The organism is Nonomuraea helvata (assembly GCF_039535785.1).
Lineage (GTDB): Bacteria > Actinomycetota > Actinomycetes > Streptosporangiales > Streptosporangiaceae > Nonomuraea > Nonomuraea helvata.
Genome location: NZ_BAAAXV010000001.1, coordinates 2649942 through 2665913 on the forward strand (window position 1 = coordinate 2649942; position 15972 = coordinate 2665913).

Genomic DNA, 15972 nt, shown 5'->3' on the forward strand with positions numbered 1-15972 from the left:
AACGTGCCCGTAACGCCGTACCGCTAGGAGGAGTGCTGTCGATGACGACGCCGCCGCGCGTACGCCGCACCAACCCCAATGCCGGACCGGTGGTACTCGACGATCTGTCCAAGCAGATCATCGAACAGCTCCAGCGGGACGGGCGCATGCCGTACGCGGCGATCGGGAAGGCGGTGGGCCTGTCCGAGGCCGCCGTGCGCCAGCGCGTCCAGCGACTGCACGACGCCGGCGTGATGCAGATCGTCGCGGTCACCGACCCGCTGACGCTGGGGTTCCCGCGGCAGGCGATGATCGGCATCAACATCGAGGGCGACCTGGAGGCGGTGGCCGACGAGCTGGCCGCCATCGAGGAGATCGACTACGTGGTCCTCACAGCGGGCTCCTTCGACGTGATCGTCGAGGTCGTCTGCGAGGGCGACGGGCACCTACTGGAAATTCTTAGCAAAATTCGTGCCATCCCCGCCGTACGGGCCACGGAGTCGTTCGTCTACCTGAAGCTGCGCAAGCAGACCTACTCCTGGGGCACCCGCTAGACCAGCCCCGCCTCGTGCGCCAGGAGCCCGGCCTGGGTGCGGTTGGCGCAGCCGAGCTTGTCCAGCATGCGTGACACGTAGCCCTTGATCGTGGCCTCGGCGAGGAAGAGCCGACCGGCGATCTGGGCGTTCGACAGTCCCTCGCCCAGCAGCTTCAGCACCTCCACCTCGCGCGGGGTCAGGTCGGCGAGGCGTTCCCTGGCGCCGCTGGAGTCCGACGAGGCGGCGACCAGCCGGCGCGCCGCGGCCGGTGAGAGCACCGTGTGCCCCTCGGAAGCCACCCGGACCAGCCCGATCAGATCCTCCGGCGGCGTCGATTTCACCAGGAACCCGGATGCGCCGGCGCGGAGCGCCCGCAGCACGTACTGGTCGGCGTCGAACGTGGTCAGCACCACGATCACCGGCGGATCGGCCTCCCCTGCCAGGTGCTCGATCGCGGTGATCCCGTCCATCCCCGGCATCCGCAGGTCCATGAGCACCACGCCGGGCCGGTGCCGGCGGATCTCGGCGATCCCCGCCGCGCCGTCGTGCGCCTCGGCCACCACCTCGACGTCGTCGGCCGTGTTCAGGATCGTGCGCAGGAACTTGCACACCATCGGCTCGTCGTCGACCACCACCACCCGGATCACGCGCTTCACACCGCCGTCGGGACGTAGGCGGGCAGGGTGGCCTCCAGCGTGAAGCCGCCGTCACGGGTGCTCCCCGCGCTCAGCGACCCCTGGACGACCTCGATGCGCTGGCGCAGGTTCGCGATCCCGAGTCCGGAACCGGTGGCGGCCAGCGCGTCGGGCCTCGCGGTCGGTGCCGTGTTCGTGACGGCCAGCCGTACCTGCGACTTGTCGTAGGCGACGCGGACGGTCACCCGCGCTCCCGGCGCGTGCTTGCGCACGTTGGTGAGCGCCTCGCGGACGACGCGGTAGGCGGTACGGCCCACCAGCGGCGAGGCCAGCCCGGGGTCGCCCTCCTCGACCAGTTCGGCGGGCACGCCCACCGCGGTCGACTCGGCGACCAGGTCGGCGAATCCGGACACCGAGGGGCTCTCGTCACCCTCGGGCTCGGCGCGCAGGATGCCGACCAGGTCGCGCAGCTCGTCCAGCGCCTGGACGCCCGCCACCCGCAGTTCCTCGGCCTGCCTGCGGGTCTCCTCGTCCTGGGCGGTCATCCGCATCGCGCCCGCCTGGAGCACCATGAGGCTGACCCGGTGAGTGACCACGTCGTGCATCTCGCCCGCCAGGCGGGCGCGCTCCTCGGCGCGGGCCTGCTCGGCCAGCAGGTGCTGCTCGCGTTCGGCGCGTTCGGCGCGTTCGGTGAGGGCGCGGACGAGCCGCCTGCGGGCGTCGAAGTAGAGGGCGAGCAGCGGCCCGACCGCGATGCGCAGCAGCGCGATCGTGATCAGCAGGATCGACGGCTCCCACGGCCTGGCGACGACCACGGTGAAGGCGATCAGCGCGACGAAGGCCCGCCGGCGACTGTCCCTGCAGAAGTACAGCGGCCCGTAGGCGGCCAGCGACGCGGCGAAGGGTGCGTAGATGGTGTCGGGGTTGGCGGGGACCAGCGCGCCGAGCGGCCAGACCAGCGCCGTCACCACCAGCGTGAAGCCGGCGTGCACGAGGAGCACCGGCAGCGACGCCACCTGCCTGAAGGCCAGCGACAGGCAGGTGAGCACCTGCGCGCCGAGCAGCACCCAGGCGATGGTGTTCGGCTGCGTGGGCCACCAGGACGCTCCGGCGAGCGTCGCCACGGTGTCGAGCGCCGCGAAGCCGACCGCGAGCGCGATGTCCGCGATCCAGTCCCTGCGCCTCATGCCGACCACGGTAGGCCACCGGACACGGCAGAAGATACCTACGAAAGTTGCACGTCACTCCCCACCACCGGCCCTGCCGGGGCAGAGGACTCAGACAGTGCAATGAGCTCATGACACCTCAGATCGGGCACTACACGATCGACACCGCGGTGATCGCTTTCCGCACCCGGCACCTGTTCGGGCTCGGCGCGGTGAACGGCACGTTCGCCCTCAGAGCGGGAACGGTCGACGTGACCGAACCGGTGGCGAGCTCGCACGCCCACGTGGAGATCGACGCGGGCAGCTTCCACACCGGAAACCCGCAGCGTGACGCCGGCGTGCGGTCGTCCGTCTTCCTGGACGCCGACCGCCATCCGGTCATCGCCCTCGACCTCGACGGCAACCTGACCGGAACACTGACCGTGCGGGGCGTGTCCGCGCCCATCACGCTGGAGCTGCAGAGCTGGATGGCCGTCCCCTCCGGGTTCAGCGTCCGGGCCACCGCCCGCGTCGACCGCGTGGCGCTCGGCGTGCGCGCCAAGCCAGGGCTGGCCGCCCGCCACCTCTACTTCACCGTGGAGGCCACGTGCCTGCGCTCGTAGTGGAACACCTGGCCAAGAGCTACGGAGCGGTGCGGGCCATACGTGATGCGACCTTCACGGTCGAGCACGGGGAGATCTTCGCGCTGCTCGGACCGAACGGCGCGGGCAAGACGACCACGCTGGAGATCCTGGAGGGGTTCCGCCGCGCCGACTCCGGGCGGGCCGAGGTGCTCGGCGGCGAGCCCGCCGACCGGGAGCTGCGCGCGCGGACCGGGCTGGTGCTGCAGGACATCGCGGTCGAGCCGTACCTGACGGTGCGGGAGACCATCGCCCGCGACGCCGGCTACTACCCGCGGCCGCGGCAGGTGGACGAGGTGATCGAGCTGGTAGGCCTGCGCGGGCTGGGGCGCCGGAAGGTCAAGGCGCTGTCCGGTGGCCAGAAGCGGCGGCTGGACCTCGCGCTCGGCATCATCGGGGATCCGAGCCTGCTGTTCCTGGACGAGCCGACGACCGGCTTCGACCCGGGCGCGCGCAGGGACGCCTGGCAGCTCGTGCGCGGGCTGCGGGACGCCGGGATGACGATCCTGCTCACCACGCACTACATGGAGGAGGCGCAGGAGCTGGCCGACCGGGTGGCGGTGATGTCCGGCGGCCGGATCGTCGCCGAGGGCACCCCGGCCACGCTGGGCGGCCGGGACGCCGCCAAGTCCCACATCCGCTACGTGACCCCCGACGGGCCCGTCACGATCGAGACCGCCGACCCCACCGAGACCCTGCGCGACCTGCTGCACCGCGGGGTCGTGCTGCACGGCCTGACCGTCACCCGGCCCAGCCTGGAGGACGTCTACCTGGAGTTGACCTCATGATCTGGCACCAGATCCGCTACGAGCAGCTGTCGTTCTGGCGCAATCCGCAGAGCGCGTTCTTCACCTTCGTCTTCCCCGTCGTGGTGATCGTCATCTTCGGCACGCTGTTCCACGGGATGGACACGGGCGACTACTTCTACGGCATGTCGCCCATGCAGTACTACGTCCCCACGATCACCGCGGTCTCCGTCCTCGGCTCGTGCTTCAGCCAGCTCGCCATCGTGCTGGCCTCCCGCCGCCAGAGCGGCATCCTCAAGCGCGTGCGCGCCACCCCGCTGCCGGCCGGCACCTACTTCCTCGGCCTGCTGGCCCACTGCGTGCTGGTCAGCGTCGTCGACGTGCTGCTGATCGCGGGAGTCGGCAGGCTGTACGGCGTGCCCATCCTGGAGCCGGACCGGTGGCCGGGCCTGGTGCTCGGCGCCGCCGCCTTCTGCGCGATCGGCGTGGCCGTCGCCTCGCTGATCAGCAACGCCGAGGCGGCGCCGGCGGTCGTGCAGCTGGTGCAGTTCCCCCTGGTGTTCATCTCGGGCACCTACCTGCCCATCCACTCCGAGCTGATGAACACGATCGCCGGATTCCTTCCGGTTCGTCCGTTCAACCAGGCCCTGCTCAACGGCCCGACGTGGCAGAACCTGTCCATCCTGGCGGCCTGGGGCGTGGTCGGGGCCTTCGTGGCGATCAAACGGTTCCGGTGGGATCCGCGGCCGGAGTGATCGACGCTCACAGCGTCATCAGGCTCACCAGGTCGTAGGCCACGTGGGAGGCGGCGCTCCACATCCACCCCAACACCCTGGCCTACCGCTTGCGGCGCTTCGCCGCCCTCACGGGGCGGGATCTGTCGTCGAGCTCGGCGTTCGCGGAGGTCTGGCTAGCTATCCGCGCCGCCCGCCAACTCGGCCTTCTGGGGTTTGGGCCGTGACAGGCCGGTTGGCCCGTACGTCCAGACTTGGCCGGAGCCGAAGAGCTCTCCCGCCGACTCGACGTGGAACGCCTCCACGAGCCAGGCGTCCAGGATGATCGGGTCCCGGCAGCCGAGAATTCGCTCGCGGATGTCGTCGGACACAGACAAGCCGCTGGTCTCAAGAATGTGGAGCACCGTGCCGGCCTTCTCCCGCAGCTTTTGCATGTAGAGGCGCTGGTACTCGTATTTCTCTTCGGCCATGAGGCTCATCCAGTACTCGCGTGGCGAGATCTCCGTGGTCGTCGGCTCAGGCAAAGAGCTCCTCCGCTGACTCGACGGTGAACGCCCGCTGGAACCAGGCTTCGAGAGTGGCCGTGTCGTCACAGCCCGCGATCCGCTCACGGACCTCCTCGGACACCGCGATGCCACGCATCTCCAGCAGCTTCAGCAGAAGCCTGGCTTCGCCTTCCGCCCTGCCTTCCGCCCGGCCCTCAGCCAGTAGGCTCTCGGCGTACTCGCCCTGGTAGGGATAGGTCTGCATAGCCATGAGTCTCCCCCATTCTTCCTGTGCCACGCCAGTCAGCGACACGTTTATGTAGTGCCCGTACTGTCCGGCAAGCTTGCGATCGATCCCGCTCAGAGCCTTGTTCAAGGTGCCCAGGATGTCCTTGTACAGCGGGTCGTCGCTCTTCGTGATGGCTGAGACGATGGCCAGCCCGAGATTGCCCGCCGCCTCCTCCACGTCGGTGATAGCCGGAGTGTTGTCGGGACCGATGACCAACGGGGTCAGAGTCAACCCAGGATGGCCGGTTTCTATGGGCTTGGCCGCCCAGCGGGCGATCTTTCGATCGGGACAGATGACCACCAGGCAGACCGGACATCTCTCACGGGCCCGGAAGTTGGCGATGTACTCCAGCCACGAATAGAGCTTGTCCTTGTCCTCTCCGCGTTGGGTCTCCGTGATGACCCCGAGCTTCTCCTTTCCCTTGCCGTAGAGCAGCGCGCCGTCAGCTCGGCATACAGCCGGCTTAGCGTCCGAAAAATCGGGCGAGCCGAGCCGACCCTCGCCCGATTCCGGTATCGGCAGATCGAACAGCGCCCGCAGCATCTGCGCGGTATGTCCGAAGTCGAGGGTGGCAACCTTGGTGATCCCCTCGTGTTGCGACGTGACCATGCCGCAACATTACAACTGGCGTTCGATCCATTACTCAGAGTTGACGAATTTGGATGGTCGCGATTTCCCACGGCCCCATGGGAAGCCGCACCTCACCATCGCCGACCTGTACGGACTCACCAGGACGGCCGCGCAGATCCGCACGCCGCGCTTGCCCGAAACCACCGGATACGACGGCTTCCGTGGCATCGGGGGTCAGCGCCACCACCCGAAGCTCCTGCCAGTCGTCGCGCATCCGGAGCGAGGTCATCACCACCCCGTCGCCCGTCACCGACAGCCCGGACGCGGGGGAAGGCAGCGCGAGCGCCCGGTCGCCCTGGCCCGGGATTACCAGGAGGTCGTGGCGGAAGGTCTCCGCCTGGGGGACCACTTCCTGCCAGGACTCCTCGTACGGCATCAGCGCCAGGCTCACCGAGCGGAGCCCGCGTGACTGGGCGGCCGGGGTCGGGAGCTGGGGGCCGGCCGGTTCGGGGCGGAGGGCGTTGCGGTTGCGGGAGAGGTAGCCGACCGAACGCAGCAGGGTGAGGGCGAGCTCGCCGTCCACCAGCTCGTACTCCGTCACGTGCTCCAGCAGCGCCGCCACGCCCCCGGCCGCCACCCACGACGAGGCGGGGAAGGTGGGCAGCGGGGTCTCGCCGCAGCCGCCTTCCGCGGTCGTCCCACGGGTGACGACCGCGAACTGGCCCTCGGCGTGCGACTGCGACGCCGGAGCCGGCAGCGGCACGTGCAGGCGCACCCGATGGTCCGCGCACCGGTTGTCGAACTCGACGTGGAGACGCACGTACGGCTCCCCGGCCCGCAGCTCGACGCGGGTGGTGACGACGATCTCCTCGGTACGGGGGCTCCGCGAGGGCGCGGGGAGCTCGGGAGCGCCGTCGACGCCGTCGCCGGAGGCGGGCCACCGGTACGTGCGCCGCACGTCCACCCGGGCCACCACGGGACCGGAGCAGATCAGCTCCGTCTCCACGGACGACGGCTCGGAGACGATCTGGTCCGTGAGCGGGGGCGCGTAGTTGTAGGTGTCGCCGACGTCGCCTCCGTCCACGATGCGGCCCGCGCCGCTGATCGTGGTGCCGTCCCGGCCCGCCAGCGTCAATGTGCCGTCGCCGGCGATCGTGACCCGGAGCAGGCCGTTCTCCAGCACCTGCTCGTCCCCGCGCACCGGCAGGGTCGCCGAGCCGGGGCCGAGCCGGCAGGACGGGTCGTGCTCCATGGGCAGGCGGCCGGGGGCGGGAGTCCCGTACACCTGCTCGTGCGGAGCGGGCCGCAGGCTCGTGTGGCCCAGCGGCGGTACCTCGACCAGGGCCGCGACCTTGCGCCTCGGCTCGGCGAGGATGCGCACGCGGGTCACCCCGTCCAGCGCCCCGCGCAGGTCCTCCACGTCGAAGGCCAGCGACGTCTCCCGCGCCACCGTGAACGTCAGCGTCTCGCCCTCGACCGACCAGCCCGTGATCTGCTGCCCGTAGAGCTCGGTGCCGTGGATGAAGGTCAGCGCGAGCGCCGGGTCCATCTCCTCGTCGAGCAGCAGCGTTCCGGCGTACTCCAGCGTCTGCGACGGCACCGGCGCGCCGGAGGCGTCCACGAGCGGGTCCGTACCGGCCAGGTCCACGACGACCACGCCGCTGCGCGTCTGAGGCGTCGGGTTGACGACCAGCGCCCCGTCGGAGGGCACCGACCCGGCCAGGCGGGCGGTCACCATGTCGCGTACGGCCTGCCCGAGGTGCTCGGCCTCCGCGATGCGCGCGGCCACCTGCTGGGCGGTGTCGTCCACGCCGCAGCCGGTCACCGAGTCGTGCCCACTGGCGTCCACCAGCCGCCACCACGCCATGTCGAGGAAGCGGGCCGGCCACTCCCCGCCCCAGAGGGTGGCGAGGGGCTCGGCGTAGCGCTCGACCATGCGTTCGGCGCGGCCCATGGCCTGCTTGACGTGGGCGCGGACCGAGATGACGCCGGGCAGGATGTTGGCGCGCGCGTGGGAGCGCAGCTCGCCGGGCACGCGCGGCAGCCCGTCCACGTCGCCATTATTTTCCTCGATATGTCCGGACCCGATATATCCGGACAGGGTGTCCATGCGGGCGCCGATCGCGGCCACCATGTCCGGGAGCCCGCGTACGGGCGCCGAGTGGTCGGTGCCGTACATGGCCAGCAGCGGCCCCTCGGGCCCGTGCCACTCCCGCATGGTCGTCACGAACGCGGCCGCCCGCTCGTCCAGCCCGGACGGGTCGGAGAACAGGTGCGCCCCGTTGCCGTACCCGCCCGCGGGCAGGTACTGGGTACGCAGCGCCGTCCCGTCGGGCGCGACCCAGGCGAAGGCGTCGGTGACGACCGAGGACGGCACGCCACGGTAGACGCAGGCGTGCAGCAGCCCGGCCTTGCGCAGGATCTGCGGCATCTGCGCCGTGTGCCCGAACATGTCGGGCAGGTACCCGACCGCCATCGCCCCGCCGAGCTTGTCCGCCCGGGCCATGCCCAGCTCGAGGTTGCGCACGATGTTCTCGCCCGAGCACAGGAACTCGTCGAGCAGGATCTGCCACGGACCCACCGCCAGCCGCCCCGACTCGACGAGCGCGGCGATGCGGTCGCGGTTCTCCGGCCGCACCTCCAGGTAGTCGTCCACGCAGGCCAGCTGCCCGTCGAGGGTGAAATGGTAGGCGGGCTCGCGCTCCATCCGGTCGAGCACCTCGTCGAGCAGCGCCACCAGCCGCAGCCGGAAGCGCTGGAACGGCTCGTACCACTCCCTGTCCCAGTGCGTGTGCGGGACGACGACGATCTCGGCGCTCACGCGGCCTCCCCTCCGATGGGCAGATCATGCTGTACGGCGTAGCGGGCGGCGATCCGCTGGGCCGTCACGATGTCCTCCAGCCCGCCGCCCACGTCGGTGAGCGGCGGCTTGCCATCGTTCACGAAAGCATGGAAGGCGGCCAACTGCACCTCGAACGCCTCGGTGACGTCCCGGTGCTCGATACGGCTCTCGGCGCCGGACACCACAGTCAGGGTGGTGGGGGCGTTCATCAGGTAGGGCGAGGGGAAGACCAGCTCCAGCGAGCCCTTGTCGTGGTGGATCGCCACGGTCTCGCGGTAGGCCGGGTAGTCCTCCAGGTAGTGCCAGCGGATCGAGAACCGTCCCCGGACCGGCAGGGGGCCGCTGATCTCGATGGACCCGGGCCCGGGACCCCACGTCTCAACGTACGAAACGTCCGCGGGAGAACCGGTGAAGCGCCTCAGGAGCGACAGGTCGTGGCAGATCGAGCCGAGCGCCACCCCGTACAACGCCCGCACCGGGTCCGGCGCCGACTCCCCCAGCGCCTGCGAGACGAGACCGCGCTCGGCGGCGCGGAGCGAGTCGAGCAGGCCGGGATCCACGTCCCGCGCCTGCGTCAGGTTCGCGAAGGCCAGCTGCGACTCCCCGCTGGGGTGCAGCACGGTCACCTCGATCGACCTGATCACCTCGGGGCCGCCCAGCTCGGCCAGCAGCTCCTCGGCCCTGCGCACGGCCGGGTCGTACTGCTTCATGTAGCCCACCATCAGCCGCCCCTCGGGCAGCGCCGCCACCTCGGCCCTGGTCAGCGCGAGCGGCTTCTCGCACAGCACGGCGTACCCGGCGGCCAGCGCCCGGCCCACCGTCTCCCCGTGCGAGCCGGAGGCGAGGACGAGCACGGCGTCGAAGCCTCCGGCGGAGATCAGCTCCTCCACCGCCGTGTAGCGTCCGGCCGCACCCAGCCGGTCGCCCACGGCGTCGGCCAGCGTCCGTGACAGGTCGCAGACCGCGACCACCTCGAACAGGTCGCGCCGCCTCGACAGCAGCGGCACGTACACCGCCTGCGTCACGGCGCCGCATCCCACCAGCGCGATTCTCAAATTCCCAAGTCCTTCAGCTTCTGGCGGTTGGCCGCCTGGTCGGCGATGTTCTGGGCGACGGTGCGACGTCCGGGCAGGGTGTCCTGCTCGATGATGATCCATCCCGCGTAGTCGGTCTCGTCGAGGGTGCGCAGCACGGCGGGCAGGTCCAGCTCGCCCTCGCCCAGCCGGGCGAACCCGCCGCGCCCCATGAGCTCGCGCAGGTCGGCGCCGTCGGCCAGGGCCGTGGCGAGGATCTTCGTGTCGCCGTCCTTGATGTGCACGTGCCCGACCCGGCTCGCCCAGTCGCGCAGCGCCGTCACGGGGTCGCCCCCGGCCAGCAGCAGGTGGCCGGTGTCGAGACAGAGCTGCACGTCGGTCAGCTCAAGCAGCCGCTCCACGTCATCGGGGGTCTCGACGTACGTGCCGAGGTGGTGGTGGAACGCGGGCTCCAACCCGCGCTCGCGGCACCGGTCGGTCGCGTCCTGCACGCGGGCCGCGTAGCCCGCCCACTCGGACGCCGCCAGACCTGGAACGCTCCCACCGGGGCGCGCGAACCGCTCGGGCGATCCCGAGCAGGCCAGCGTGGGCCGCGGCCCGAACCCCTCGGGCGCCGGGGGCGCGGCGGCGAACACGTCGAGCGCGGTCTCCAGCGCGGACAGTCCGCCCTGGTACGCCCCCGCGTCGCGGTAGGGCAGGTCCACCCAGCCACCCGCGAGCAGCAGCCCGTGGCCGGCCAGCCGGTCGGCGAGGCCGGACCCGGTGCCCAGGTAACCGATCGGCCCGGAGTCGATGCCCTCGTAACCGGCCTCGGACAGCGCCAGGACCATCTCGTCGGCGCTGAGCGGCGGTGCCTCGGTGGCCAGCTCGAACACGCCGAAGCTCACGGGCGCGTTGGCCACTTTTACTCGCATAGCGCTATCACCTCGTTCTCATAGGTTTCCAGGCGATGCCGTCCCTCAATGGCCCGCAGTAACGCGCGCTCCCCGCGTACGACCTGCCGCGTGCCGTCCGGGCGTACCAGCACCAGGCCGTCGGCGTCCAGTGCCAGCAGCTCGTCGCCCAGCCTGAGCAGCAGTGGCCCGTCGGGGCCCGTGGAGACGGCGGTGCGACCGGCGCGCACGCCGTCCAGCACCGTGCTCGTGTCCTCGGCCAGCACCCATGTCGTCGGCGCGCCCGGCTGGCCGTCGGAGCCGTCGCGGTGGAAGTCGCTGCCGCCGATCGCGATCACGTCGTGGCGCCAGGCGTCGGCCCAGGCCAGCGGCGCGCCCCAGCGGCGGTCCCACCAGCCGGAGCTCCAGACCTCGGCGATCCGGGGCCGGCGATCGATGGGCAGCAGCCAGGCACAGTCGCCGCCGAGCGGGTGGTTGATCGAGATCAGCCCACCCGCGCGCTCGGCGTGCTCGACCCAGGAGTCGGCGGGCTGCCTGAAGTCGACCCAGCCAACGTCGCCGAACACGTTCGCGTGGCCCCGGTCGGTGGTGACCTCCTGGCCCGGGATGAGCGTGATGTCACGGTCGATCCTGGTCAGCCAGGGGTGGTGGCTGACGGTGTTGTGGTCGGTGACGGCCAGGAAGTCGAGGCCGCGGCCGTGGGCCAGCTCGGCCAGCTCGGCGATGGTCAGGGTGCCGTCGCTGTGCAGGGTGTGGGCGTGGAAGTCCCCGGCGAACCACCGCAGACCGTCGACGGAAGGGATGTCCCGGCGGGGCGGGCGCTCCCCGTGCGGCGGCTCCTCGGCGACCGGCTCGGCGGGGGCGACGGCCGAGGTGGTGATCTCCAGCTCGTAGTCGAGCCCCTGCGGCGGGATGCGGTGCAGCCGCAGCCACACGTGCCACGTCCCGGCCTCCGGCTCGCCGGGCAGGTAGCCGGGGGTGGCCCAGTCGTGGGTGATCGTGTACGAGTCACGAGCGCCCCCGGACCAGCCGCGGAAGCCGCCCGGCGCGCCGCAGCCGAGGTCGATCACGCCTTGCGACCTGTCGTACGACAGGCGGACGGAGACGGCCGCGGTCCCGGCGGGCACCTCGAACGGCACCTCGCGCAGGATCCGCTCCAGCCGGTCGTCCAGGCTCCAGTGGCCTCTCAAACAAGCTCTCCGTCCCGGTAGACGAGGGCGCGGTCGCGCCGGGGCGTCGCGTAGCCGTTGTCGCCGATCTCGGGCTCGCCGCCCTCCGGCACGACGGCCTGCACGGTCACCTCGTTGACGTCGAGGGTCACCAGGTGGGACGCGCCGAGGTTCTCCACGATGACCACCTTGCCGCCGAACGCGCCCTCGGCGGGCTCGGACGAGTAGGCCAGGTATTCGGGCCGCACGCCGTACACGATCTTCTCCCCGTCGGACAGCCGTCCTTCGGCCGAGGCCGGGACGGCCACCTTGCACCCTGCCACCTCCAGCGTGTCACCTCGTACGGTGCCGTCCAGCAGGTTCATGGGTGTCGAGCCGATGAATCCGGCCACGAACGTGTTCGCGGGCCGCTGGAAGACCTCGGCCGGGGTGCCGATCTGCCGGATGTGCCCGCTCTCCATGACGGCCATCCGGTCGGCCATGGCCAGGGCCTCCGCCTGGTCGTGGGTGACGAAGACGGTGGTGACGCCCAGTTCGCGCTGGAGCTTCTTCAGGAACGTACGGGCTTCGAGCCGCAGCCGGGCGTCCAGGTTGGACAGCGGCTCGTCGAAGAGGAACGCCTGCGCCTGCGTGGCCATCACCCTGGCCAGCGCCACGCGCTGCTGCTGCCCGCCCGAGAGCTGCCCCGGCCTCCGGTCCATGAGGTGTTCGAGGCCGAGCCGCGCCCCCACCTCGGCGGCCTTGTCGTGGCGCGTGGCCTTGGCGACCTTCTTGATGCGCAGCGGGTAGGCGATGTTGTCCGTGACGTCCATGTGCGGGAAGAGCGCGTAGTCCTGGAAGACCATGGCGATGTCCCGGCCGCCCGGCTGCACGCCTGTCACGTCCCTGTCGCCGATGACGACGGCCCCGCCGGTCGCGGTCTCCAGCCCGGCGATCGTGCGCAGCAGCGTCGTCTTGCCGCAGCCGGAGGGTCCGAGCAGGGCGAAGAACTCGCCGTCGGGGATGGCCAGGTCGAGCGAGTCGAGCGCCTTCACCCCGCCGGGGTAGACCTTGGTCAGGCCGCGTAGTTCGATTCCGGCCATTAACGCTTGATCCCTCCGTGGAAGCGGAAGCCGTACTTCTTGCTGACGAACAGATACATGAGCACCACGGGGACCGAGTAGAGCAGGCCGAACGTGGACAGCATGCTGAGGTTGGCCTGCCCGCCCTCGGTGTACAGCGTGTACGTGATCACGGCGGCCGGCTGCTTCTCGACGTCGCTCAGCAGCAGGTACGGCATGAGGAAGTTGCCCCACACGTTGGCCACGGCCCAGACCGCGATCGTCGCCAGCCCGGGCCGGACGAGCGGCACCACCACGTGCCGCACGATCTGCAGCGGCGTGGCCCCGAAGACGCGCGCCGACTCCTCGTACGACTTCGGCGTCGAGTCCATGAAGTCCTTGAGCATGAAGATCGCCGCCGGCAGCAGCCCGCCGGTCAGGATGAGGATCAGCCCGAGCTGCGAGTCGATGAGGTTCAGCTCTACCGCGAGCTGGAACAGCGGCACCATGGCCGCCGTGCCCGTGATGATCGACGACAGCAGCAGCAGCGCGTAGAGCAGCGCGTCCCGGCCGGGCAGGCGCACCCGGCTCAGCGCGTACGCGGCCAGCGCGGCCATGATCACCACCAGGACGGCCGTGCCGACCGACAGCAGCAGGGAGTTGTAGAGGGACGGCAGCGCGTACGGGTGCTCGATGACCGCCTCGAAGTTGTCCCAGGTGAAGTCGGGCACGGTGACCTCGTACGTCGGGTTCGACGTGAAGGGCGCCGTCACCAGCCACAGCAGCGGGATCGTGAAGAAGGCCAGCAGCACCGCGATCAGCGTGTAGAAGCCGATCCGGCCCAGCACGAAACGCGTCATTTCTTGCTCCGGAGCAGCCGCAGGTAGAACACCGCCACGACCAGGTTGATGAGCAGGATGATCGTGGAGACCGCGGCTCCGTGGCCCAGCTCGCCGCTCTGCAGCGCGACCTTGTACACGTGCACGGCCAGCACCTCGGACTTGCCGTCGGGGCCGCCCGCGGTGAGCAGGAAGGGGGTGAAGTCGTTGAAGGTCCACAGGCTGATCAGCAGCAGGTTCGTCAGGATGTGGCCTCTGATGTGCGGGAACACCACGTCCCTGAGCTGCTGCCAGCCGGAGGCCCCGGCCAGGCGGGCGCTCTCTAGGTGCGACGGGGGCACGTTGCCGAGCGCGGCGCCGTACAACATCATCGAGAACGCCGTCCCGCGCCAGATGTTGAACACGATGATCGACAGCATGGGGTGGTCGAGCAGCCAGGCGAAGCCCTGGATGCCGAGCAGCGCGTTGAGCGTGCCGGCGTCGCGGTCGAGCAGCGCCACCCACAGGAACGACACGATCGCGCTCGGAAGGATCCAGGCCAGGATGACCAGGCCCTCCACCAGCCGTTTCAGCGGCCCGCGCCGGTCACGCAGCAGCCAGGCGATGGTGAAGCCGAGCCCGACCTGCCCGATGACGGCCGAGCCCGCCACGAACTCGACCGTCAGCCACGTGGAGCTCCAGAACTCCGGGTTGGAGACCGCCTCGATGAGGTTGGCCGGCCCGACGAACTGGGGCGCCGCCGCGGCGGCGCCGGTCAGGCGGTAGTTCGTCAGCCCGAGGTAGAGCACCCAGAGCGCGGGGAAGACGAGGAAGACCGCGACGAGCAGCAGGGCGGGGGCCACGAAGACCCCTGCCCGCAGCCTGCCGAGGCCCGCCGCGTCCGAGCTGTACCGGTCCGGCCGGGCGGCCTCGGCGGCCTCAGGAGGCGATGTTGCCAGCGCCACCGACGATTCCCTCAAGCTTCTTCTGATAGTCGGCCGCCGCCTGGTCGGGCGGGGTGCCGCCCGCCACCGCGGCGGTGGCCTCCTGCAGCGCCACCGACACCTGCGGGTAGACGGCGACCGGCGGCCGGTAGGCCGTCAGGGGGAGCACCTTCTCCGAGATGTACGTCAGCAGCGGCTCACCGGCGAGGATCTCCTTGTTGACGTCGGTACGCGGTGTGATGCGTACGTTGCCGCCCTTGGTCTCCTCCTTCAGCCCCTCCGGCGACAGCGTGAACGCCGCCAGCTCGAAGGCCTCCTTCGGGTGCTTGCTGTTGGGGTTCACGGCACGCAGGGCGCCGCCGGACATGCTCACGAAGTCCTGGCCGCGGATGCCCTTGCCGGGCTCCATGGCCGGGATCATGGCGTAGCCGACGACCTGGTCACGGTCGGCCATCTTGGCCACGCCGGTCTTGGGGTTGACGACGCCGCGCCAGAAGTAGTCGCCCTCCATCAGGATGCCGATCTTGCCCGCGGCGAACTGCTGGAACGACTTGTCGCGGCCCTTGGCCTCCTGCTGGAGCTTGGGGTCGCCGAGGCCGCCGCCGTAGATCTTCTGGTAGAGGCCGAGCGCGTCCTTCATCGACTGCGAGGCGCCGGTCCACTTGCCGTCCTTCTGAACCTCGCCACCCGCGCCCGCGAGCAGCGGCAGCACGCCTTGCATGGAGGTGGCCTCGCCCATCGCGGTGCCGGCGTTGATCTGGATCGGCACGGGCACGCCGGAGGACTTCAGCTTGGCGCCGGCGTCGAGGATCTCCTGCCAGCTCTTCGGCTGCCAGTCGGCCGGGAGCCCGGCCTTCTGGAAGAGGGTCTTGTTGAAGTACAGCACCCGGCCGTCGGTGCCGACGGGCAGGGCGTACTTCTTGCCGTTGAACGTGGCCATGCCCTGCACGGCCTCGGGGATCTGCGACCAGCCGTCCCAGTTGTCGGCGTCCGCCCCGACCAGGTCCGGCAGCGGCTTGAGGTAGCCGGCATCGGCGAACTCGCCGGCCCAGATGCTGTCGATGTCCATGACGTCCGCGCCCTTGCCTGACTTGAGATCCAGGGAGAGCTTGGTCTTGTACTGCTCGTCGTCGACGCCGCTGGGGATGAACTTGACCTTGACGTCCTTGCCCTTCGCCTTCTGGGCCGCCTCGAACTTGGGGATCACCCAGTTGGTGATGAAGTCCGCGCCCGCGGCGTTCTTCCCGCCCGCGATGGCGTTCTGGGTGATCGTTAATTCGATGGCGTCACCACCTCCACCGGACGACTGGCCGCAGGCGGCCAACCCCAGCCCGGTCGCCGCCAGAACCGCGACCACACCCATCGACCGTTTCCGCAATGCCATGCGTACCCTCCGACATGTCCGTAAAGGAGGTAAAGCCATCGGCCAATATGTCATGACATTCAGATGACGTAAAGGCCCGGGCGAACTT

Annotated in this window: 17 protein-coding genes; 5 read left to right on the top strand and 12 right to left on the bottom strand. The window is 70.3% G+C overall.

The genetic code is table 11. The features are described from left to right. Positions 1 to 41: 41 nt before the first annotated feature. A complete protein-coding gene (locus ABD830_RS12210) occupies positions 42 to 533 on the top strand; it encodes an Lrp/AsnC family transcriptional regulator (RefSeq protein ID WP_344986783.1) in 492 nt (163 codons plus the stop codon). Here ABD830_RS12210 and ABD830_RS12215 read toward each other — a convergent pair. Continuing rightward, positions 530 to 1171, bottom strand: coding sequence for a response regulator (locus ABD830_RS12215; protein ID WP_425567069.1), 642 nt, complete (start codon positions 1169 to 1171; stop codon positions 530 to 532). The genes ABD830_RS12210 and ABD830_RS12215 overlap by 4 nt on opposite strands. Beyond that, entirely contained in the window at positions 1168 to 2337 is a 1170-nt protein-coding gene (locus ABD830_RS12220; protein WP_344986784.1) for a sensor histidine kinase, read from the bottom strand. Before ABD830_RS12220 ends, ABD830_RS12215 begins: the two co-directional genes overlap by 4 nt. A gap of 110 nt (positions 2338 to 2447) precedes the next feature. Here ABD830_RS12220 and ABD830_RS12225 point away from each other — a divergent pair, with 110 nt between their 5' ends. The 4 genes from ABD830_RS12225 to ABD830_RS12240 all read left to right on the top strand — a co-directional run bounded on the left by ABD830_RS12225 (position 2448) and on the right by ABD830_RS12240 (position 4643). Then, positions 2448 to 2918: a YceI family protein gene (locus ABD830_RS12225; RefSeq protein WP_344986785.1), complete on the top strand. Its 471-nt coding sequence runs from the start codon at positions 2448 to 2450 to the stop codon at positions 2916 to 2918. Continuing rightward, the gene (locus tag ABD830_RS12230) at positions 2903 to 3724 is read left to right on the top strand and encodes an ABC transporter ATP-binding protein (RefSeq protein WP_344986786.1); all 822 of its coding nucleotides are present in this window, start codon (positions 2903 to 2905) and stop codon (positions 3722 to 3724) included. The genes ABD830_RS12225 and ABD830_RS12230 overlap by 16 nt, the downstream gene beginning before the upstream one ends. Next, positions 3721 to 4437: an ABC transporter permease gene (locus ABD830_RS12235; protein WP_344986787.1), complete on the top strand. Its 717-nt coding sequence runs from the start codon at positions 3721 to 3723 to the stop codon at positions 4435 to 4437. Before ABD830_RS12230 ends, ABD830_RS12235 begins: the two co-directional genes overlap by 4 nt. An 89-nt stretch (positions 4438 to 4526) precedes the next feature. Further along, positions 4527 to 4643 carry a hypothetical protein gene (locus ABD830_RS12240; protein ID WP_344986788.1) on the top strand — a complete coding sequence of 39 codons (117 nt, stop codon included), beginning with the start codon at positions 4527 to 4529 and terminating at the stop codon, positions 4641 to 4643. On the opposite strand, the gene ABD830_RS12245 is transcribed toward ABD830_RS12240, so the two are convergent. The 10 genes from ABD830_RS12245 to ABD830_RS12290 are packed head-to-tail and all read right to left on the bottom strand — an operon-like array spanning position 4593 to position 15884. Then, a complete protein-coding gene (locus ABD830_RS12245; RefSeq protein ID WP_344986789.1) occupies positions 4593 to 4940 on the bottom strand; it encodes a hypothetical protein in 348 nt (115 codons plus the stop codon). The two genes, ABD830_RS12240 and ABD830_RS12245, sit on opposite strands and share 51 nt — an antisense overlap. Then, complete coding sequence (locus tag ABD830_RS12250) at positions 4933 to 5799, bottom strand: RpnC/YadD family protein (protein WP_344986790.1); 867 nt, start codon at positions 5797 to 5799, stop codon at positions 4933 to 4935. Before ABD830_RS12250 ends, ABD830_RS12245 begins: the two co-directional genes overlap by 8 nt. Before the next feature lie 34 nt (positions 5800 to 5833). After that, positions 5834 to 8581 (bottom strand): glycoside hydrolase family 38 N-terminal domain-containing protein, encoded by a 2748-nt coding sequence (locus ABD830_RS12255; protein ID WP_344986791.1) that lies wholly within the window; start codon positions 8579 to 8581, stop codon positions 5834 to 5836. Continuing rightward, complete coding sequence (locus ABD830_RS12260) at positions 8578 to 9657, bottom strand: Gfo/Idh/MocA family protein (protein WP_344986792.1); 1080 nt, start codon at positions 9655 to 9657, stop codon at positions 8578 to 8580. Before ABD830_RS12260 ends, ABD830_RS12255 begins: the two co-directional genes overlap by 4 nt. After that, a complete protein-coding gene (locus ABD830_RS12265) occupies positions 9654 to 10550 on the bottom strand; it encodes a TIM barrel protein (RefSeq protein WP_344986793.1) in 897 nt (298 codons plus the stop codon). The genes ABD830_RS12260 and ABD830_RS12265 overlap by 4 nt, the downstream gene beginning before the upstream one ends. Next, complete coding sequence (locus ABD830_RS12270) at positions 10541 to 11719, bottom strand: CehA/McbA family metallohydrolase (protein ID WP_344986794.1); 1179 nt, start codon at positions 11717 to 11719, stop codon at positions 10541 to 10543. Before ABD830_RS12270 ends, ABD830_RS12265 begins: the two co-directional genes overlap by 10 nt. Next, positions 11716 to 12780, bottom strand: coding sequence for an ABC transporter ATP-binding protein (locus ABD830_RS12275; protein ID WP_344986795.1), 1065 nt, complete (start codon positions 12778 to 12780; stop codon positions 11716 to 11718). The genes ABD830_RS12270 and ABD830_RS12275 overlap by 4 nt, the downstream gene beginning before the upstream one ends. Further along, positions 12780 to 13598 (bottom strand): carbohydrate ABC transporter permease, encoded by an 819-nt coding sequence (locus ABD830_RS12280; RefSeq protein ID WP_344986797.1) that lies wholly within the window; start codon positions 13596 to 13598, stop codon positions 12780 to 12782. The genes ABD830_RS12275 and ABD830_RS12280 overlap by 1 nt, the downstream gene beginning before the upstream one ends. Beyond that, entirely contained in the window at positions 13595 to 14521 is a 927-nt protein-coding gene (locus ABD830_RS12285; protein ID WP_344986799.1) for a carbohydrate ABC transporter permease, read from the bottom strand. Before ABD830_RS12285 ends, ABD830_RS12280 begins: the two co-directional genes overlap by 4 nt. Next, complete coding sequence (locus ABD830_RS12290; RefSeq protein ID WP_344986800.1) at positions 14496 to 15884, bottom strand: extracellular solute-binding protein; 1389 nt, start codon at positions 15882 to 15884, stop codon at positions 14496 to 14498. The genes ABD830_RS12285 and ABD830_RS12290 overlap by 26 nt, the downstream gene beginning before the upstream one ends. Between the last annotated feature and the right edge of the window lie 88 nt (positions 15885 to 15972).

What these genes read in the sequence shown, in the direction of transcription:
- ABD830_RS12210 (WP_344986783.1), top strand. Translation starts at nt 42, where the DNA reads ATGACGACGCCGCCGCGCGTACGCCGCACCAACCCCAATGCCGGACCG.
- ABD830_RS12220 (WP_344986784.1), bottom strand. Translation starts at nt 2,337, where the DNA reads ATGAGGCGCAGGGACTGGATCGCGGACATCGCGCTCGCGGTCGGCTTC.
- ABD830_RS12225 (WP_344986785.1), top strand. Translation starts at nt 2,448, where the DNA reads ATGACACCTCAGATCGGGCACTACACGATCGACACCGCGGTGATCGCT.
- ABD830_RS12235 (WP_344986787.1), top strand. Translation starts at nt 3,721, where the DNA reads ATGATCTGGCACCAGATCCGCTACGAGCAGCTGTCGTTCTGGCGCAAT.
- ABD830_RS12250 (WP_344986790.1), bottom strand. Translation starts at nt 5,799, where the DNA reads ATGGTCACGTCGCAACACGAGGGGATCACCAAGGTTGCCACCCTCGAC.
- ABD830_RS12265 (WP_344986793.1), bottom strand. Translation starts at nt 10,550, where the DNA reads ATGCGAGTAAAAGTGGCCAACGCGCCCGTGAGCTTCGGCGTGTTCGAG.
- ABD830_RS12275 (WP_344986795.1), bottom strand. Translation starts at nt 12,780, where the DNA reads ATGGCCGGAATCGAACTACGCGGCCTGACCAAGGTCTACCCCGGCGGG.
- ABD830_RS12280 (WP_344986797.1), bottom strand. Translation starts at nt 13,598, where the DNA reads ATGACGCGTTTCGTGCTGGGCCGGATCGGCTTCTACACGCTGATCGCG.
- ABD830_RS12290 (WP_344986800.1), bottom strand. Translation starts at nt 15,884, where the DNA reads ATGGCATTGCGGAAACGGTCGATGGGTGTGGTCGCGGTTCTGGCGGCG.